Below are 19,032 nucleotides of genomic sequence, written 5' to 3' on the forward strand. Positions count from 1 at the left end.
CAGCGGCCCGTGCTGGGGCCGCTGTTGGTAAAGTGCCGGGCAGTGGCTTCCCAGGGTTGCTTGTCCCGGCGCTTTCCTCTCGGGTTTCTGTGTCGTGATAAAAAGGATAGGTTGATGAAAAAACAGGTTTTAGCCACTCTGGTGTTAGGTTCGTTGTTCTGCGCATCGGGTTATGCCGCGCAGATTGTTGCTGTCACTGCATCGGGTTATGACAGTGAGAAAGGCCATGTTCCGGCGAATATTGCCGACGGCGATGTAAAAACGCGTTGGGCAGCATCGGGAGATAGCTGGATTCAACTGGAATTGGATAAAGCGCAATCCATTGAAAATATTCTCGTGGTTCCATTTAAACCCACCGAACGCAAGCTGAAGTTTTCCATCGCCTATTCCAGTGATGGGAAGAGTTGGCAGCCGCTGGCGCAAGGGCTGGAAACCTCTACGGCGAACAAAAGCGGTGAGAAGCTGACTTTTACACCGGTGACAGCCAAATATATCAAGCTGGACACTTTTGGCACAGATATCAATAAGTGGAGTGCCATTAACGAAGTCGCCATTAACAGTGCTGCCACCGCGCCCACCCGGGCAATTAAATAAGCTTACTGGAAATGGCTAACTCGCCCCCTTGACCAATCATCCTTAAAGGGGGCTATTGCTGCAATACATCGGCTGTTCACGTCGTTCAAAAACCTTCTTTTTCCCCGACACACCATCCCGATTATTTATCTCATTTCTACCCCTTCTGCGGACTAATCATTTTGGTTAATTGTCTGGTTGATCTGTCTGTTTTTCCGTTGTTGCTCTCGCTTGAAGCGTTTCAGTTCTTAATTTCGTGTTAAGGGTGCAATCCAGTGCAACTAATAATTTCCATATTGTTATGAGGGTGTTATTTTCCGCGCAAGCACGGATAAAAAAGAAGTGTCACTCAATCATCACAAAGAGTTAAGCGACAGGCTGCCGTGTATTTACCCAAAAGGACATAGTCATGAAAGTTTCAATATTTAAAAGTCTTTATTTTCAGGTGTTAACGGCGATTACCTTGGGCGTATTGTTAGGGCACTTTTACCCTGACCTCGGCGCTCAGATGAAACCTCTGGGTGATGGATTTGTTAAACTAATTAAAATGATTATCGCACCCGTGATTTTCTGTACCGTGGTTACCGGTATTGCGGGCATGGAAAGTATGAAGGCCGTTGGCCGTACCGGTGCGATTGCACTGCTCTATTTTGAAATTGTCAGCACCATTGCACTATTGATTGGGCTGGTGATTGTTAACGTGGTGCAACCCGGTGCCGGTATGAATATCGACCCGGCAACTTTGGATGCCAAAGCAGTTGCACTTTATGCCGAACAAGCCTCGCAACAAGGGATTGTGCCATTCTTGCTGGATATCATCCCAGGCAGTGTGGTGGGCGCGTTTGCCAGCGGTAATATTCTGCAAGTATTGATGTTTGCTGTTCTGTTCGGTTTTGCCCTGCACCGTTTGGGTGAAAAAGGTCAGCTCATCTTTAATGTTATCGAGAGTTTCTCCCGCGTTATCTTCGGTATCATCAATATGATTATGCGCCTGGCGCCGATTGGTGCTTTCGGTGCGATGGCCTTTACTATCGGTAAGTATGGTGTCGGCAGCTTGGTGCAACTGGGGCAGTTGATTATTTGCTTCTACGCGACCTGTATTCTGTTTGTGGTGGTGGTGCTGGGGTCAATTGCGAGATTCAATGGCTTTAACATCTTCAAATTTATCCGCTATATAAGAGAAGAACTGCTGATCGTATTGGGGACGTCATCTTCTGAGTCCGTGCTCCCGCGCATGCTCGATAAGATGGAGAAAGCAGGGTGTAAGAAATCGGTGGTGGGATTGGTTATCCCGACCGGTTACTCCTTTAATCTGGACGGCACCTCTATCTACCTGACCATGGCGGCAGTGTTTATTGCGCAGGCGACCAACACCCATATGGATGTTATTCATCAGGTCACATTACTGGTAGTACTGCTGCTCTCCTCAAAAGGTGCGGCCGGTGTGACAGGCAGTGGCTTTATTGTGTTGGCGGCGACCATCTCTGCGGTTGGGCATTTACCACTGGCCGGGTTGGCGCTGATTCTGGGTATCGATCGCTTTATGTCCGAAGCTCGCGCCCTGACTAACCTGATAGGTAACGGTGTGGCAACTATTGTGGTTGCCAAATGGTGTAAACAACTGGATAACGACCAGTTGCAGGCGGTGTTATCAAACAAAACACCACCTAACAGTGAGATAAAAAACGGTCTTTCTTCTTCGTAGCATCAAGTGCGAAAGATATAACCAAGATTCAGTCGATTAGTACGACCAAATCACTACCGGTGGCTTGCTGTCACCGGTAGCACCTCTGCACTATAATCGCGAAAATAATGCCCCGCGATCCATTTTCTGGTGTTAAATACCCTTTAGCTACTATTTTTTACTCTGTTGAGTGACATCGGCAAAAGCATGCGGTCTAACAGAATGGTACACTGCCACCTCCGGTTTTCACGGTGGCGTTGACCGTTGATTTTTCGCCTAATAATGACGGCAGAGCGATCAGTTTGTGATGGCTGGACTGGGGTTATTAAAGCTGGATTGGTTTATGCATGTCTTTATGGCTGCCATATCGATGGCGCTGACAAGTTAAACATGGGCTGTTCGGGTGAAAACACGACTGGCTGGTGTAAATTTGTATCGTTTTAAAATTGGATAGTTTATTAAGTAGGGGTTCACATGCAGGGCACCAGAATTCGTCTCATAGTTGGTGGATTATTGTTGGCTGCCGCCAGCAGTAATGTGCAGGCTGAAGCACTACAACCCGATCCTGCTTGGCAGCAGGGGAAGTTAGAAAACGGGTTCTCATGGCAGTTGCTGGCTACGCCGCAACGCCCAAGCGATCGGATCGAGTTACGTCTGGTTGTTAATACTGGCTCATTATCTGAAAGCGCACAGCAAGTTGGCTTTGCCCATCTGCTACCACGCCTGGCATTAATGAGTAGCGCGAGTTTTACTCCCGCCCAACTTCAGTCGCTGTGGCAACAAGGGGTCGATAACGAGCGCCCGTTGCCACCGGCCATTACATCTTATGATTTCACGTTATACAGCTTAAGTTTGCCCAATAACCGCCCCGACCTGATGAAGGAAGCGCTGGCCTGGTTATCTGATACCAGTGGCAAGCTGGCTGTAAATGAACAAACCGTTAATGCGGCACTGAATGGTGCCACCGATCCTATTGCCACTTTCCCGCAAAATATTCAGGAACCTTGGTGGCGTTATCGGCTTAAAGGCTCTTCTTTGATTGGGCATGATCCGGGTCAACCTGTGGCGAAGCCGGTCGATGTCGAAAAGCTAAAACAGTTTTATGAACAGTGGTACACCCCGGATGCGATGACGTTGTACGTGGTCGGAAACGTGGATAGCCGCAGCATTGCCGCCCAAATTGGTAAAGCGTTCTCTGAGCTGAAAGGGAAACGCGCGACACCTGCACCGATTGCGATGTTAGCGCCATTGCCGCCAGAGCCGGTAAGCCTTATTAATGAACAAGCGGCACAAGATACGCTATCGCTGATGTGGGATACCCCATGGCATCCTATTCAGGATTCCATCGCATTGAGCCGCTACTGGCGCAGTGATTTGGCGCGCGAGGCACTGTTCTGGCATATCCAGCAAGTGTTGGATAAAAGTGATCAGAAGAACCTGAAGCTGGGCTTTGATTGCCGGGTGCAATATCAGCGTGCGCAATGTGCTATCCACTTGAATACGCCGGCTGAAAACCTGACGCCAGGGATGAGTTTTGTTGCCCGTGAACTGGCTAGCTTGCGCGCTAATGGCCTGAGTCAGGCTGAGTTTGATGCGTTGATGGCGCAGAAAAATGATCAGCTAAGTAAGTTGTTTGCAACCTATGCCCGGACTGATACCGACATTTTGATGAGCCAACGTTTGCGTTCACAGCAAAGTGGCGTAGTGGATATCGCCCCGGAACAGTACCAGAAGTTGCGCCAGGCATTCTTGTCGGGTTTGACGCTGGCTGAGCTTAATCAGGAATTGAAACAGCAGTTATCGCAAGATACCACGTTGATTCTGACGCAGCCGAAAGGCGAGCCAGAAGTGAATGTGAAGGCATTACAGGCGGCGTATAACGCAATTATGACACCCCATACGGTGGTGCCAGAGGATGCCACGCCAACAGTAGCGGCAGCGGAAGCAGCACCACCAACACCGACCACTGCGCAGTAATCAAAAAAGCCCGGGCGGTATGTGCCGGGCTTGTCGTTAATGAAATGAATTCATGACGATATGAAGCAGCAGAGGCGGACCGTAGCGACGTCAGTCACCGGCCGCCTGAACCTGTTGGCGAGTATCAAACTGCTGGCATTGCTGCCAGTGGAATGATAGCACCACGATATTGAATCACCGTGCTGGCTGTTAAATGGCCACGTACTGCTGCGTCGTGGGCGCTACCGCCCGTTAAGCGAACCGCCAGATAGCCCGCACTGAAGGAATCCCCCGCAGCAGTGGTATCCACCACTTTCTCTTTCGGCAGTTTGACCGCGGGAACATCATATTGATGGGCTTCAAAACCGTCTTTTACCCAGACGATACACGAGTCCGCACCACGCTTGATGATAATCTCGCTCACGCCCAAAGCCTGAGTGCTTGCAATCACCTGTTCCAGTGGCTTCTCGCCCCACAGCATATCTTCATCATCCAGTGTCAGGAACGCGATATCCGTACAGGCTAACATGTCACGGTAGGCTTCCTGAGTCTCTTGCTTGCTCTGCCACAGGCGTGGGCGGTAGTTGTTATCAAAGATAACTTTGCCGCCGTTGGCACGACAGGCGCGCAGCAATTGCAGCAGACGCTGGCGCGATGCGCTGTCCAGAATGGCCAAACTGATCCCACTAAGGTACAGATAATCAAATTTTTCCAGCCGCTGGCAGATTTCATCGGCTGCCGGGCTGGTCAACCAGAAACGGGCTGCGGCATCATTGCGCCAGTAATAGAAGGTTCGCTCACCGGTGTTGTCGGTTTCGATGAAGTACAGACCCGGCAACTTATTATCCATACGCTGAATAAGATCAGTGTGGATTTGTTCTTGCTGCCAGGCAGCCAGCATCTCTTCACTGAAGTTATCAGTCCCCAATGCGGTCACGTAATGTACATTCAAAGCCTGCTTTGATACCTGACGGGCAACATACACCGCAGTGTTCAGCGTATCACCGCCAAAACCCCGGCTAAGATCGGTACCTTTTTGTGACAGTTCAATCATGCATTCGCCGATAACGGCAATATTTTTGCTGGTCATGGAAAGCGGCCTATTTCTGAATGATGAGTCAGTGATGGGAATGATATTGGGTTATCCCCGGCTAACTTGACGTTGTAGCGTTGTTTGCAGCCGTGCTACAACGCCAATGACTTTGACTATAGTCTCACTGCTGGCTTGGTCGGAGTCAATAGTATTAAAACGACGTTTTAAATTTTTTATGATGTAGGTCGGGAAACTGACAAGTTTCCCGCCACTCAGAACAGAATTATGATGATTTCCGCAGTTCGGTGACGCTTTGACCACCAATACCCCAGTTATCAGTGTCCACTTCATCAATCACGACGACCGTAGTCGCGGGGTTTTTACCTAAGGTATCGACTAATAGTTGGGTGACTCCGGCAATTAGCTGTTTTTTCTGCTCCGCCGTCGCTCCTTCGCGAGTAATTTTAATATTTACATAAGGCATACAGACCTCCATTAACATTAATGGCATTATTGAGTTAACTACTGTAGATGGCTTTAATGTACCGTGCCAGCCCGCTTGGGAGCGATAATCTGTCATGCCGCTATATAAAGTTCTGGTCGCTCGAGTCGATAACATCTCCAGAAAGAAAACCGTTTACCACAGGATGCAATCAGGCTGGCAGCGATATACACTGCCATTACTGTACGGTGTCTTGCAACATGGCGACTAAACTGATGATGACCAATAAAGTATCAGGTTTACTTGCGCCATCCTTTGCCGCTATTGATCGAAATAAAGGACAGAGCTTCTGGCGGCAATGTCAGCGTCGGTACACTTTTCAACCTATCTATCGTACATCTGGTGCGTTGCTGGCAATTGAACTGCTCACGGCTGTTTTTCATCCTTCATCCCCGGATACACGTTTAAATCCAGAGGATTACTTCAGTGCTATTAGTATCCGCGCTCGTTTGGATGTGGTACTGGAGCAGTTGAATATGATTAAGCAGTGGCACGCCATATTTGTTCATCACTCGGTACTGGTTTCGATCAACATTGATGGACAGGCATTGATGGCGATGCAAGATGATCTGCAAGCCAAATTGCTAATCGATGCTATGCCCTATATTCGCTTTGAATTACTCGAGCACGTTGATACCTCCCTTGATACTCCTTTTGCGCGTATTGCTGAAGCTGACCGACTCTGGTTGGATGATTTTGGCAGCGGGCTGGCGAATTTCACTTCATTTATCAGTTGGCGCTATGAGTACATCAAAGTCGCCAGAGATTTATTTATTGTGTTGCAAGAAAGTGAGGTTGGAAACCAACTGTTCTTCACCTTGGTCACCTTAATGGGGCGCTACTGCAAAGGGGTTATAGTTGAAGGGGTTGAGACCTCGCAGGAGTGGGCCATGGTGCAACGCTCTGATGCCGCTGCCGCACAGGGTTATTATCTGTCCCGGCCAACTTCATTTGATAGATTACAGACGCTGCCTATGTTGTTTTGTGGTTAACCTTCTCTGAGAAAAAGCACTTCCCTGCCGTGTTGCCTCTGCGCATCACCGGATTCAACTGCCCAAATAATGGATTCTGAACCATCATCGACTATGGTTAGTGTAGTCTTCTGAATCCGCATTATTAATCAGTTAGCTATTTTTATGGCTGATTTTTCGATTAAATTACCGCGAACTGACGTCCATTAAATACGCGCCTGGTGTCGGATTTAGCTTTATCTATTATGAGTACGGGCATGGAGCTGTTATGACAAAAACCGGAAAAGTGCTGACAGGTGTTGGTGGACTTATCGTGCTGCTACTGGCGGCGACGGTGATTTTCGTGATGACCTTTGACTGGAACCGTTTGAAGCCAACCATCAATGAAAAAGTCTCTGCTGAGTTGCAGCGGCCGTTTGCTATCCGTGGCAACTTGGGGGTGGATTGGTCACGTAAAGGGGATGAGCCGGGTTGGCGCGGCTGGATACCATGGCCACATATTCATGCTGAAGATTTGGTGTTGGGTAACCCGTCAGATTTAGTCAGTGATAAAACAGATAATAAAACTAACACGCTAGCCACAGATTTTCCGGCTGGGGAAATGGTCACGTTAAAACGGGTTGATGCCAGTATTGCGCCGTTGGCTTTATTGGCACAGAAAGTGTGGATCCCTCGTATCTGGCTAACACAACCGGATGCCAAGCTGCTTCGTCTGGCTAACGGTAAGAATAACTGGACCTTCAATCTGGCCAATAGCCCTACGCCGGGTGAAGCACCTTCTTCATCTTGGTCAGTGAATATTAACGATATTGTGTTTGATCGCGGTGAAATAACCCTCAGTGATGCCATTCTGAAAGCTGATTTGCACGCCGTGATCGACCCACTGGGTAAGCCATTGCCGTTTGCTGAGGTGACCGGTACTCGTAATGAGACAAAGGATAAACAGGTCACGGATAAGGCGCAGAGCCATACGCCAGATTATGTTTTCGGCTGGAAAATTGACGGTAAGTATCAGAGCCAGCCACTCACCGGCAGCGGAAAAATAGGCGGCATGCTGTCGATGAGTGATGCGAGCGTACCATTCCCGTTGCAGGCTGATGTGCGTTCTGGCTCTACCCGTGTGGTGGTAGCCGGTACCTTAACCGACCCTGGCAATCTGGCGGGATTAGATCTGCAATTGAAATTCTCCGGTGCCAGTCTGGACAACCTCTATCCCCTTATCGGTGTATTGCTGCCCGCGACCCCGCCTTACAATACCGATGGCCGCTTAATTGCCAGCCTAAAGCAAACTGGTGGCGCAGTTTATCGCTATGAAAACTTTAACGGTAAAATCGGTGACAGTGATATTCACGGCAGCCTGACCTATACCGCCAGCCAGCCACGGCCGAAATTAACGGGCAAAATGTCATCAGAAAAATTACGTTTTACTGATTTAGCCCCCTTGATTGGTGCTGACTCCAATCAGGAAAAGGCCAATCGTGGTGAGCGAAACCGGCAGCCTGCAAACAAGGTATTACCGACAGATAAGTTTGATACCAAAAGTTGGGGAGTGATGGATGCAGATGTTAAGTATGCGGCTAAGCGTATCGAACGGGATAAATCATTACCTTTGAATAATCTGTCTACCCACGTGGTACTCAATCAGGGTGAGTTACGACTCGATCCACTGCGTTTTGGCATGGCGGGCGGTAATCTTAATGCCACTTTGCGGCTGAATGGCAACAAAGATCCGATGACCGGCAAGGTTGATTTGCATGCCCGTCGCCTGCAATTGAAAGAGCTATTGCCACAGGTACAGGCGATGCGCAACAGTCTGGGGCAGTTGAATGGCGACGCATCATTTACCGCTACCGGTAACTCAGTGGCTGCGTTGCTGGCAACCAGTAATGGTAACCTGCGCTTGCTACTGAATCAGGGGCTAATCAGCCGTAGCCTGATGGAGTTGTTGGGGCTGAATGTGGGTAACTATCTGGTGGCGAAGCTGTTTGGTGATGATGAGGTGAAAATTAACTGCGCAGTGGCCGATGTGCAGTTGCGCAATGGATTGGCAACACCGCGCCTGTTTGTTATTGATACCGAGAATGCCATTATCAACATTACCGGTAATATCAACTTTGCTACTGAGCGGTTGGACTTATCGGTCAATCCAGAAAGTAAAGGGCTGCGTATTCTGACCCTACGCTCTCCGCTGTATGTGAAAGGAACATTTAAACAGCCTGATGCTGGTGTGAAAGCGGGGCCGTTGATCGCCCGTGGTGCAGTTGCTGCTGTATTGGGTGTCGCACTCACACCTGCTGCGGCCTTGCTGGCACTGATTTCGCCCAGTGAGGCTGATGAAAACCAGTGCACCCCTTTCCTGCAAAAGATAAAGCAAAAGAAATAGAGCAATAAAAGATCTATCGCCAGGCTAATGGGAGCCGGTAAATCAATCAATTTGAACAGGGTAGCGGCTGGGCGGTGAGAGCGAGTAACTAACTGCCCGGCCGTTTTAACTCTACGGAGAAGAGAGCAGCGGCGGCGGCGGTGGAGATAGCAAATTACAGTCGTGATCCTGCAATTCTTCCACGGATGCACGGTGCAGTTTCGTCAGGCTCGCCTGGCTTGCCAGTAGTAAAAATGCCCCATCAGGCAATGCGGTCATGGCTAAACCATAGCGGCCCATACTATCTTTCGCTCCAGCCACCTCATCGGCTAACAGGCGGAATGCACCTGAGTGCTGCAATTCAGCGGCTGTTGTGCGCCGCACCAGATAGTCATGACCTAACAGACCACCTGGCAGGGGCTGCCACTGCTGACGGAAGTTTGCTTCTTGCGCCGCCAGCGCCGCTTTTACCTGTGGTTTCAGGCAAGAAATATGGATATGTAAATGATCCTGACTACGCCCGTATTTTGAATTAATGGTCAGTGAGATATCCGCATCATCAATTGGTGCGCCATATTTATCGGCCATAAAGTGACGGGCTTGCCAGGCATCAAGGAAGTAGTTTGGGCTGCTGCTCGTTAACAACTGTGGGCTTTCCATGCCGCTGATTTTAGCGGTCGGCATCAACAAATACTGCAATGGCCCAACATTCGATTTATACACCACAAAACCAGCCGGTATGTCAGCCGCGACACAAGGCTGCGGGCTATGTTCTGCGACCATATGGGGAACACATTGCTGGCTGACGATTTTCCACAGTGCATCCGCATTGCTAAAACGCAATTTATACACTGTGGCCAGCACCGCAACTGCGAGTAATATCAGTAAAAACCACGGTTTTTTTATATAACGCGACACGGATAGCCCTCTGTTTTTGATAACGGCGGCCAGTGTAGTGATAAGTCAGCGAGGTGAGCAAACGCCATAATGCTTATTTATCATTAATGGGGTATTGACCCTATCTGGTTGGGCTTATTGGGTGGCCTTGTTTCCCCCGCCTTGCGGTAAGGTTTCATCCTCAGCGTAGTGGGCTGTGGCTATCCAGGCGGCACAAAATAACGTTAGCCGGGCAAAAAAGTAGAAAAACGCCATTAAACCAATAACGGAGCCAAAAGCCGCCCCGGACGGCGAACTGGCAAGGCGTGGTAGCATCATCGTCATGACAAACTTAATTATCTCAAAGCCGATAGCGGCAATCAGGGTGCCGCGCAGTAACGCTTTTTTCTTAGGTTTATGGCGCGGCAGAATCCAGAATATCCATAAAAATAACAAATAGTTAGCCGCAATAGAGATCGACAACGCAATCAATGTCATAACGGGCCGTAACCAATCAATTCCCCCCAATCCTAATGCATCAACAATGGCAGATTGTGCAGCACCGGCAATTGACGTCAGTGACAGGGTGATAATCAGTGCGATAACCAACCCGGTCAGCGAGATAAAATCGCGGGCATAACGGTAGTAGAACTTTTCCTGATCCTGTGGATTACGCTCCCACACATCCCGTGATTGAGCACGAATCGCCTCGCGTAAGTTCCCCATCCAACTGATACCGGAATACAGCGCAATCGCTAAGCCAGTCAAGCCGACGGTGGTGCGCTGCTGGATTGCGGTATTTACCGTGTTTTTAAGTGTAGCGGCCAGTGTTGGATCACTGATGGTATTGACAATTTTATTAATTAATTCAGCTAATAAGTCAGGATTAGACGCTAGGACAAAACCGACTGCGGCGAAAGAAACCATCAAAATAGGGATCAGTGACAAAAAAGAAAAATACGTAATAGCTGCACCAAACTGGCTGCCCATCCGGTCATTAAAGCGATCGGTGGCACGGATAATATGAGCAACCACTGGGTAAGCTTTGATGTGGTTACTCAGCTGGGTCATATAGGAAATGGCTTTTTTACCGGTTTCAATCCCCGCCGCCAGTGGGGCTGAGTTGTCTTTCGGTGCGTTCGGCATAATTCTCCTCAGTGGCCTTAATCCATGCCTTATGCAGATGATTATTCTACAAAATATGATACAAAATGGCAGCAACCTGTTGATAATAGCAGAGTCGACGTCTATCACAACCTAACCAATAGTTATGCCAGGGTGTCGGTCGGGATTCTGTATGACCACGGATATCTCGATAGCTTATGTGTGCTCAATCATCATCACCGCAGTGGTATCCACGGCCAGTGCTTCAAAAATATGTTCCACATCAGCAGAATAGCTAATGTAGTCTCCTGCGTTTAACTCAACTGCTTGATCAACTGGGCCGATTCTGGCTTTTCCTGAACTGATAATCACATGTTCAATGGTACCGGGCATATGTGCTCGGGAGCGCCTGAGTTCACCGGGTTGAACATTAATCCGATAGATATCCCGCTGTACCCCTGTGGGGCAGGCAGCCAGCAACGTCGCGGTGTAGTTCGCCTGTTCAGAAACCGCAGTAATCCCTTCATTGGCCCTGATCACCTGAACATGCATGCGCGGCTGGGCGATAAGCCGACTGACCGGAACATCCAGTGCCATGGCTAACGACCACAGTGTTTCCAGACTGGGATTACCGGCTCCACCTTCCAATTGCGATAACGTCGATTTCGCGATACCTGCACGCTTTGCTAATTCCGTTACCGTCAGCCCTAACTTCTCACGTTCCCGGCGAATAGAGGCAGAAAGCAAGCCAATCGGGGTTGCTGCATGGTCTGAGTTATCGGGTATAAAGTGAGTCATTGTTCACCATATCATTCATTTGTTCATCTTGACGAACGATTGATTGTCGTTCACCATAATAGTCACTTGTTCATTTTAATGTATTGTCTGTTGAGTGCCAAGCACTCAAATACAAAAGCATCCTGGCAGCGATTACGGAGAGAGAATGATAAAAATGAAAGCTCGCGGGGCCATGGAAATGGTCGCAGCTATGCTTATTTCCGGTACTGTGGGCTGGCCGGTTATCGCATCAGGGCAACCTGCGGTAACGGTTGTGTTCTGGCGCTGTGTATTTGGTGCATTCGCCATGTTTATCGCTTGTGCCATGCTGGGTTTACTCAAACGCGGTGTGCTCACGCGACAGCATATCGTCATTGCAGTTATCGGTGGTATTACGCTGGTATTGAACTGGGTTCTACTGTTTGGCGCTTACTCTTATGCCTCCATTTCGATGGCAACCGTTACCTACCATACTCAACCCTTTATGCTGGTTGGGCTGGGGGTGCTGTTTTTTGGTGAGAAATTAACAGTAAATGCGCTCTGTTGGTTGCTGGTCGCTTTTGGCGGGATGCTGTTTATCATTATCGGGCAACCGGGGGCCATCACCTCAGGTTCTGACTACCTCTTCGGCATCATTATGGCGCTGGGGGCGGCATTTATGTATGCGGTAACGGCCGCGATTATCAAACGGCTAAAAGGCTTGCCACCACATCTGATTGTACTGATTCAGTTGTTGGTCGGCGCTATTTTGCTGGCACCCTTTGTGTGTTGGTCTGATTTACCGCTATCAGGCAGCACATGGGGATTACTGTTCATTATCGGCGTGGTTCACACTGGGTTAATGTCCGCACTGTTGTACAGCGCGATTCAGAAAATCCCGACCAGTTTGGTTGGCACGTTATCTTTTATTTATCCGGTTGTGGCGATTATTGTCGACTGGTTGGTATTCGATCACCGCTTGAGTCTCGTGCAAATAGCTGGGGCGACCGCCATCCTATTGGCTGCTGCGGGCATGAATTTTGGCTGGAAACTACTAAGGGATCACCCGCGTGAAAGTAAGAAATATTCGCGAGGATAGAATTTAAAACAATAAAAAAGGCTATCAACCCTGCGGTCCATAGCCTTTCTGATCTTTTACCAAACCTTAACGCATGGTTACAAACTCTTCTGCGGCGGTCGGGTGGATAGCGACGGTGTTGTCGAAATCTTTCTTGGTCGCGCCCATTTTCACGGCGACAGCAAACCCTTGCAAGATTTCATCCATACCGAAACCGATACCATGGATACCAACAATCTTCTCTTCCACCCCTACGCACACTAATTTCATCCGGCATGGCTGGCGGTGCTGAGTCACCGCGCTGTACATTGCAGTGAATGAAGATTTGTACACTTTCACCTGATCGTCGCCAAACTTCTCACGTGCTTGCGGCTCAGTCAGACCAATAGTGCCGATTGGCGGATGGCTGAATACCACGGTTGGGATATTACTGTAATCCAGATGCTCATCCGGCTTGTTATTGAACAAGCGTTCAGACAAACGGCGACCCGCAGCCACGGCTACAGGGGTCAGTTCAACCGCACCGGTGTTGTCCCCGACGGCGTAGATACCTTTGACGTTAGTGTTTTGGAACTTATCAACTTCGATATAGCCTTTGTCATTGGTTTTGACACCGCTGGCAGACAGATTGAGGTTGTCAGTTGACGGTTCACGGCCAATGGCCCAAATCAGGTGGTCAACGGTGACTTCAGTGCCATTTTCCAGTTGCAGCGTTAGGCTACCATCGGCGTTTTTAATCACCGCTTTTGGTACCGCGTCGGTATGCAGTGTTGGCCCTTCGGTGTTCATCACTTCAAGCAGAGTTTCAACAATCAGCGGATCAAAAGTACGCAATGGTGCATGTTTGCGCACAAACAGATGGGTTTCTGTACCTAACCCATTGAGCACCCCGGCGATTTCTACCGCGATATAACCTGCACCTACTACGGCAACTCGCTTTGGCATCTCGTCTAATTCGAAGAAGCCATCGGAGTTAATCCCGTATTCTGCGCCAGGGATATTCGGGTGACTTGGGCGGCCACCGGTGGCGATCAGGATGTGATCAGCAGTGATTTTTTCACCGTTCACTTCCACAGTATGCGCATCAACAAAACGCGCGAAACCATGAATAACATCCACTTTGTTATTGCCTAAACCACGCTCATAAGACTGATGGATACGATCGATGTAAGCAGTACGGTTAGCGATCAGCTTTTTCCAATCGAAATGGTTCACCGTGGTATCGAAACCGTAATCTGGGCCATACAAATGAATCGCTTCTGCAATTTGCGCAGCATGCCACATTACTTTTTTCGGCACACAACCAACGTTGACGCAGGTGCCACCAAGTTGTTTAGCTTCGATCAGCGCACACTTTTTGCCGTACATGGCTGCCCGGTTGATCGACGCGATCCCACCACTGCCACCGCCAATTGCCAGATAGTCGTAATGTTTGGTCATCAGAATCGTTCCCACGTTGTTTAAAATTTGCCTAACAGTTTAACGCTTACCCGAGTTTTGTCGCAAAGGTTGCGTCAATGGCTCTGATTCGCGTGACCAATTGATTTAGGCTGTGTTTATTCTGGCACTACCCACTTCACCAGGGTATGACCATGGCCCGATGGCACCAGCACGTTGTGCAGCCACGGCAACAAGGTATTCATCTGTTGTTCTAGCTTCCACGGCGGGTTAATCACAATCATGCCAGATGCGGTCATACCATGTTGGTCACTGTCCGGGCGCACTGCCAGCTCAATTTGCAAGATACGGCGGATGCCGGTGGCTTCCAGATCCCGTAACATACGTTTGATTTGCTGACGTAAAACCACTGGATACCATAATGCATAGGTACCCGTTGCAAAGCGTTTATAGCCTTCCTGAATACCTTTCACCACATCCTGATAATCCGTTTTCATTTCATACGGCGGATCAATCAGAACAAAACCCCGGCGTGATGATGGGGGCAATTGTGATTTAAGTTGTTGATAACCATCGGCACGTTGAACTTTAGCTCGCTCATCTTTAGCAAACTCATTGCGCAGCAACGGGTAGTCGCTTGGGTGTAGTTCAGTCAGATGAATTTTGTCATCTTCACGCAATAAATGGCGGGCGATTAATGGTGAGCCGGGGTAGTAACGCAGTTTTTCACTACGGTTAAAGTAATTGATAGCACTGATATATGGCGCTAAATCAGCAGGTAAATCATCTCGTTGCCACAGTAGGCCGATACCATCAAGGTATTCACCCGTGCGCTCGGCATGCTCGCCGCTTAACTGGTAGCGACCGGCACCGGCGTGGGTATCCAAATAAAGGAACGGTTTTTCTTTTTCCTTCAAAGACTCAATAATCAGACTTTGAACGGTATGTTTAAGAACGTCGGCATGGTTGCCGGCGTGAAAACTATGGCGATAACTTAACATTTTATTTTAACCAATTGATATTCTAATTTAAATCAAGGATTTAGCGAGAATATATGCTGTAGATTGTGGCAGTGCTTTTTATCTGTGGATGCGACAAACACCCTGGTGAGAAACCGCAGCCAGCACATTATGGCAACTAGTATAAACTGTCTGGTGGATAAAAACTGAATTGCATTAATCTGTGATGAATACCTGATCTCACCTCAATGGATATAATAATGACTAACAAGATAATTGCTGAGCACTACCCAGACGCTTTGCTCTGGTCCTTTGGCGACAGTTCTGAGATGGCAGATGAATTGGCGCAATTGGTCATCAACGGCGCTAAAACAGCGACTTGTTGCTCCTATCGTGCTTATAAATCAGAAGCTTCGCCCAGTGTTGGTGATTACAATGTCATTCTCGATGGCCGAGGCACACCGGTTTGTGTCATTAGAACCATGAGCTTAACGCTGGTCCGCTATTGTGATGTCACCGCAGAAATGGCGGCCAAAGAGGGCGAGGGAGATAAAAGCTTGGTTTATTGGCAGACCGGGCATCGGGCCTTCTTTGAACGAGAGGGTGATTTCTCCCCTGAGATGCTATTGGTCTTTGAGCAATTTAAGCTGGTTGAGGTTTTTGCTACACCAGCAGTGCGAGCTTGATTGCCAAAATCGGTGGGTAATCAATAGTCGTCAGGCCGCCAGCCATTGATTTTCATGTTGATAGACCTCATGTTAATCATACATAGATAATTTATAAGTCGTCGTTGTATTCACCATCGCGGCGGTATTGAAAACGATCATTGATATTCAAAAGAATCATTGATATCCAAAACTATAATCAGGACTGCCCTATGACAAATCCGCTGTTGACCCCGTTCTCCCTGCCGCCATTTTCTGCGATTCGCCCCGAAGATATCGTGCCTGCGGTGAAATCCGCGCTGGATGAATGCCGTCAAGCGGTGGAGCGGGTAGTTGCCCAGCCAGGACCTTTCACTTGGGATAACCTGTGCCAGCCATTGGCTGAGTCTGACGATCGCTTATCGCGTATCTGGTCGCCGGTCGGGCATTTAAATTCGGTCAAAAATAGCCCGGAACTGCGCACTGCATATGAACAAAGCCTGCCATTGCTGTCGGAATACGGTACTTGGGTGGGTCAACATAAAGGTTTGTATCAGGCCTATGTCAGTCTGAAAGAAGGCCCGGGGTTTGATGCATTGACAGCCCCACAGCGCAAAGCAGTAGAGAATGCGCTGCGCGATTTCCAGTTATCCGGTATCGGTTTGCAACCCGATCAGCAGAAACGTTATGGCGAAATTGTCGCCCGTTTGTCTGAGCTAGGCTCCACTTACAGCAATAACGTGCTCGATGCCACTATGGGCTGGAGCAAGTTAATTACTGATGTTAACCAATTGCAAGGCTTGCCAGAAAGTGCCTTGGCTGCGGCTAAAGCTATGGCTGAAGCCAAACAGCAGGATGGTTGGTTGCTGACACTGGATATGCCAAGTTATCTACCGGTTCTGACCTATGCTGATAACGCTAAATTGCGCGAAGAGATGTATCGCGCCTTTGCTACCCGCGCCTCTGATCAGGGGCCAAATGCCGGTAAGTGGGATAACAGTGAAATCATGGCGGAAATTCTGACATTGCGTCATGAATTGGCACAACTGTTAGGTTTTGGCAGCTATGCCGAGAAATCGCTGGCGACCAAAATGGCAGAAAGCCCGCAACAGGTGCTTGGTTTCCTGAACGATTTGGCGAAACGCGCCCGTCCGCAGGCTGAAGAAGAACTGGCACAATTACGTGCTTTTGCTGAAAAACACTACGGCGTCAATGAGTTGGCTGCTTGGGATATCACCTATTATTCAGAGAAGCAGAAGCAGCATCTGTTCTCCATCAGTGACGAGCAATTGCGACCTTACTTCCCGGAACAGCGGGTGGTGGAAGGGTTATTCGAAGTCGTTAAACGTATTTACGGTATTAGCGCCAAAGAGCGCCGAGATGTGGATACTTGGCATCCAGATGTGCGTTTCTTCGAACTCTTTGATGCCAGCGGTGAACTGCGCGGCAGCTTCTATCTTGACTTGTATGCCCGTGAGCACAAACGTGGCGGTGCCTGGATGGATGATTGCGTCGGTAGCCTGCGTCTGGCGAACGGTCAATTGCAAAAGCCGGTGGCTTATCTGACCTGTAACTTTAACGGGCCAGTCGGCGGTAAACCGGCGCTGTTCACCCATAACGAAGTCACCACCTTGTTCCATGAGTTCGGTCATGGTTTGCATCACATGCTGACCAAAATTGATACTGCCGGCGTCTCGGGTATCAATGGTGTCCCTTGGGATGCGGTCGAATTGCCGAGTCAGTTTATGGAAAACTGGTGCTGGGAGCCACAGGCGCTGGCGTTTATTTCCGGCCATTACGAAACCCATGAGCCATTACCGCAAGAGATGCTGGATAAACTGTTGGCGGCGAAAAACTATCAGGCGGCGCTATTTATTCTGCGTCAATTAGAGTTCGGGCTGTTCGATTTCCGCATGCATTATGAGTTCGATCCACTGACCGGTGCACAGATCCTGCCGATCCTGTATGAAGTGAAAAAGCAGGTGGCAGTGGTACCGTCACCGACATGGGGCCGCTTCCCGCATGCCTTTAGCCATATCTTTGCCGGTGGCTATGCAGCGGGTTACTACAGCTATTTGTGGGCAGAAGTGCTCTCGGCAGATGCATTCTCGCGTTTCGAAGACGAGGGGATTTTCAATGCTGCCACCGGGCAGTCCTTCCTCGATAATATTCTGTCCCGTGGTGGCTCTGAAGAGCCGATGACGCTGTTCAAGCGCTTCCGTGGCCGTGAACCGCAGTTGGATGCTATGCTGCGCCATTACGGTATTAAGGGCTAGAACGTGTCACAAGTCAGTATCTGTTTATTGTCTGAAGCAGGCGCCGCCCCCGGCGCCTTGTCTATTTTGGCTGAGCGTTGGGGTTTGGTGTCTGACGAGCAGGCCATTATGGCACTGGTGTTGACACCTGAGCGCCTTGAATTGCGCAAGAGGGATGAGCCGAAGCTCGGCGGCATTTATGTCGATTTTGTCTCCGGCACGTTGGCGCACCGCCGCAAGTTCGGTGGTGGGCGAGGGGAAGCGGTAGCCAAAGCCGTCGGGGTCAAAAAGGGTTATCTTCCCCGCGTGGTCGATGCTACCGCAGGCTTAGGGCGGGATGCGTTTGTTTTGGCGGCGCTGGGTTGCCAGGTGCAAATGCTGGAGCGCAATCCAGTGGTGGCAGCATTGCTCGATGATGGTTTGTGTCGCGGTTATCAGGATGCTGAGATTGGTCCGTGGCTGCGCGAACGGTTGACGCTGTTGCACGCCTCCAGCCTGATAGCACTGGCAGATATTGAACCCCGGCCAGAAGTGGTTTACCTCGATCCGATGTATCCGCACCGGCAGAAAAGTGCACTGGTTAAAAAGGAGATGCGGGTGTTCCAATCGCTGGTGGGTGCGGATGAAGATGCCGATGGTTTATTGGCACCGGCCCGCGCGTTAGCGACCAAACGGGTGGTGGTGAAGCGGCCAGATTATGCCGAGCCGTTGGCAGGAATAGCTGCGCAAGCGGCTGTAACCACTAAAAGTCATCGTTTTGACCTCTATATGCCACTTCCTTGATGTTATTACAGTGTCAGTTTGCCCTATGGCTGTAACACCAATGACTTTGGGTATATTGGTTTCAATCAGGCGGCTGCGCGTTATTGCAGCCACCTGAA

General features: G+C 49.4%; 16 protein-coding genes. 9 read left to right on the plus strand and 7 right to left on the minus strand.

What is annotated here, in order from left to right; genetic code table 11:
* The first annotated feature begins 114 nt into the window (after positions 1-114).
* The 3 genes from Q2T72_RS00560 to Q2T72_RS00570 all read left to right on the plus strand — a co-directional run bounded on the left by Q2T72_RS00560 (position 115) and on the right by Q2T72_RS00570 (position 4,234).
* The gene (locus Q2T72_RS00560; RefSeq protein ID WP_372568467.1) at positions 115-594 is read left to right on the plus strand and encodes a discoidin domain-containing protein; all 480 of its coding nucleotides are present in this window, start codon (positions 115-117) and stop codon (positions 592-594) included.
* A 388-nt stretch (positions 595-982) separates the two neighbouring features.
* A complete protein-coding gene (locus Q2T72_RS00565) occupies positions 983-2,278 on the plus strand; it encodes a dicarboxylate/amino acid:cation symporter (protein ID WP_372560264.1) in 1,296 nt (431 codons plus the stop codon).
* Positions 2,279-2,731: 453 nt separating this feature from the next.
* Positions 2,732-4,234 (plus strand): pitrilysin family protein, encoded by a 1,503-nt coding sequence (locus Q2T72_RS00570; protein WP_083161360.1) that lies wholly within the window; start codon positions 2,732-2,734, stop codon positions 4,232-4,234.
* Positions 4,235-4,358: 124 nt separating this feature from the next.
* On the opposite strand, the gene Q2T72_RS00575 is transcribed toward Q2T72_RS00570, so the two are convergent.
* Together Q2T72_RS00575 and Q2T72_RS00580 are read right to left on the minus strand one after the other, a co-directional pair.
* Positions 4,359-5,303 (minus strand): sugar kinase, encoded by a 945-nt coding sequence (locus Q2T72_RS00575; protein WP_083161358.1) that lies wholly within the window; start codon positions 5,301-5,303, stop codon positions 4,359-4,361.
* Positions 5,304-5,529: 226 nt separating this feature from the next.
* On the minus strand, positions 5,530-5,730 hold the full coding sequence (locus tag Q2T72_RS00580; RefSeq protein ID WP_050086806.1) for a 2-hydroxymuconate tautomerase family protein: 201 nt from the start codon (positions 5,728-5,730) through the stop codon (positions 5,530-5,532).
* A 218-nt stretch (positions 5,731-5,948) separates the two neighbouring features.
* Here Q2T72_RS00580 and pdeH point away from each other — a divergent pair, with 218 nt between their 5' ends.
* Both pdeH and Q2T72_RS00590 read left to right on the plus strand, forming a co-directional pair.
* A complete protein-coding gene (gene pdeH, locus Q2T72_RS00585) occupies positions 5,949-6,740 on the plus strand; it encodes a cyclic-guanylate-specific phosphodiesterase (RefSeq protein WP_193784750.1) in 792 nt (263 codons plus the stop codon).
* Positions 6,741-6,987: 247 nt separating this feature from the next.
* Positions 6,988-9,102 carry an AsmA family protein gene (locus tag Q2T72_RS00590; protein ID WP_372568468.1) on the plus strand — a complete coding sequence of 705 codons (2,115 nt, stop codon included), beginning with the start codon at positions 6,988-6,990 and terminating at the stop codon, positions 9,100-9,102.
* 111 nt (positions 9,103-9,213) lie between these two features.
* On the opposite strand, the gene Q2T72_RS00595 is transcribed toward Q2T72_RS00590, so the two are convergent.
* The 3 genes from Q2T72_RS00595 to Q2T72_RS00605 form a co-directional block, all read right to left on the minus strand.
* Positions 9,214-9,999, minus strand: a complete 786-nt coding sequence (locus Q2T72_RS00595; RefSeq protein WP_372568469.1) for a CDP-diacylglycerol diphosphatase — start codon at positions 9,997-9,999, stop codon at positions 9,214-9,216.
* 114 nt (positions 10,000-10,113) lie between these two features.
* A complete protein-coding gene (gene yhjD, locus Q2T72_RS00600) occupies positions 10,114-11,103 on the minus strand; it encodes an inner membrane protein YhjD (protein WP_372568470.1) in 990 nt (329 codons plus the stop codon).
* 174 nt (positions 11,104-11,277) lie between these two features.
* A complete protein-coding gene (locus Q2T72_RS00605; RefSeq protein ID WP_083161348.1) occupies positions 11,278-11,859 on the minus strand; it encodes a helix-turn-helix domain-containing protein in 582 nt (193 codons plus the stop codon).
* Positions 11,860-12,007: 148 nt separating this feature from the next.
* Between Q2T72_RS00605 and Q2T72_RS00610 the strand changes: the two genes are divergently transcribed.
* Complete coding sequence (locus Q2T72_RS00610; RefSeq protein ID WP_372569836.1) at positions 12,008-12,916, plus strand: DMT family transporter; 909 nt, start codon at positions 12,008-12,010, stop codon at positions 12,914-12,916.
* Between the two features lie 66 nt (positions 12,917-12,982).
* Here Q2T72_RS00610 and gorA read toward each other — a convergent pair whose 3' ends face one another.
* Together gorA and Q2T72_RS00620 are read right to left on the minus strand one after the other, a co-directional pair.
* Positions 12,983-14,335 carry a glutathione-disulfide reductase gene (gene gorA, locus Q2T72_RS00615; protein ID WP_372560271.1) on the minus strand — a complete coding sequence of 451 codons (1,353 nt, stop codon included), beginning with the start codon at positions 14,333-14,335 and terminating at the stop codon, positions 12,983-12,985.
* Positions 14,336-14,451: 116 nt separating this feature from the next.
* A complete protein-coding gene (locus Q2T72_RS00620) occupies positions 14,452-15,294 on the minus strand; it encodes a 23S rRNA (adenine(2030)-N(6))-methyltransferase RlmJ (RefSeq protein ID WP_083161346.1) in 843 nt (280 codons plus the stop codon).
* Positions 15,295-15,512: 218 nt separating this feature from the next.
* Between Q2T72_RS00620 and Q2T72_RS00625 the strand changes: the two genes are divergently transcribed.
* From Q2T72_RS00625 to rsmJ, 3 genes are all read left to right on the plus strand, one after another.
* Complete coding sequence (locus Q2T72_RS00625) at positions 15,513-15,938, plus strand: ASCH domain-containing protein (RefSeq protein WP_083161344.1); 426 nt, start codon at positions 15,513-15,515, stop codon at positions 15,936-15,938.
* 191 nt (positions 15,939-16,129) lie between these two features.
* Positions 16,130-18,172 carry an oligopeptidase A gene (prlC, locus tag Q2T72_RS00630; RefSeq protein WP_372568471.1) on the plus strand — a complete coding sequence of 681 codons (2,043 nt, stop codon included), beginning with the start codon at positions 16,130-16,132 and terminating at the stop codon, positions 18,170-18,172.
* 3 nt (positions 18,173-18,175) lie between these two features.
* Positions 18,176-18,934, plus strand: a complete 759-nt coding sequence (gene rsmJ / locus Q2T72_RS00635; protein WP_083161340.1) for a 16S rRNA (guanine(1516)-N(2))-methyltransferase RsmJ — start codon at positions 18,176-18,178, stop codon at positions 18,932-18,934.
* Positions 18,935-19,032 lie beyond the last annotated feature (98 nt).

Origin of the sequence: Yersinia sp. 2466 StPb PI, from assembly GCF_041538325.1 — a bacterium.
Taxonomy (GTDB): Bacteria; Pseudomonadota; Gammaproteobacteria; order Enterobacterales; family Enterobacteriaceae; genus Yersinia; species Yersinia enterocolitica_E.

Bases quoted from the DNA above. Each gene is read 5' to 3' on its own strand.
- yhjD (WP_372568470.1), bottom strand. From the start codon at position 11,103: ATGCCGAACGCACCGAAAGACAACTCAGCCCCACTGGCGGCGGGGATT.
- Q2T72_RS00560 (WP_372568467.1), top strand. From the start codon at position 115: ATGAAAAAACAGGTTTTAGCCACTCTGGTGTTAGGTTCGTTGTTCTGC.
- gorA (WP_372560271.1), bottom strand. From the start codon at position 14,335: ATGACCAAACATTACGACTATCTGGCAATTGGCGGTGGCAGTGGTGGG.
- Q2T72_RS00590 (WP_372568468.1), top strand. From the start codon at position 6,988: ATGACAAAAACCGGAAAAGTGCTGACAGGTGTTGGTGGACTTATCGTG.
- Q2T72_RS00605 (WP_083161348.1), bottom strand. From the start codon at position 11,859: ATGACTCACTTTATACCCGATAACTCAGACCATGCAGCAACCCCGATT.
- pdeH (WP_193784750.1), top strand. From the start codon at position 5,949: ATGGCGACTAAACTGATGATGACCAATAAAGTATCAGGTTTACTTGCG.
- prlC (WP_372568471.1), top strand. From the start codon at position 16,130: ATGACAAATCCGCTGTTGACCCCGTTCTCCCTGCCGCCATTTTCTGCG.
- Q2T72_RS00620 (WP_083161346.1), bottom strand. From the start codon at position 15,294: ATGTTAAGTTATCGCCATAGTTTTCACGCCGGCAACCATGCCGACGTT.
- Q2T72_RS00575 (WP_083161358.1), bottom strand. From the start codon at position 5,303: ATGACCAGCAAAAATATTGCCGTTATCGGCGAATGCATGATTGAACTG.
- Q2T72_RS00580 (WP_050086806.1), bottom strand. From the start codon at position 5,730: ATGCCTTATGTAAATATTAAAATTACTCGCGAAGGAGCGACGGCGGAG.
- Q2T72_RS00565 (WP_372560264.1), top strand. From the start codon at position 983: ATGAAAGTTTCAATATTTAAAAGTCTTTATTTTCAGGTGTTAACGGCG.
- Q2T72_RS00625 (WP_083161344.1), top strand. From the start codon at position 15,513: ATGACTAACAAGATAATTGCTGAGCACTACCCAGACGCTTTGCTCTGG.
- Q2T72_RS00570 (WP_083161360.1), top strand. From the start codon at position 2,732: ATGCAGGGCACCAGAATTCGTCTCATAGTTGGTGGATTATTGTTGGCT.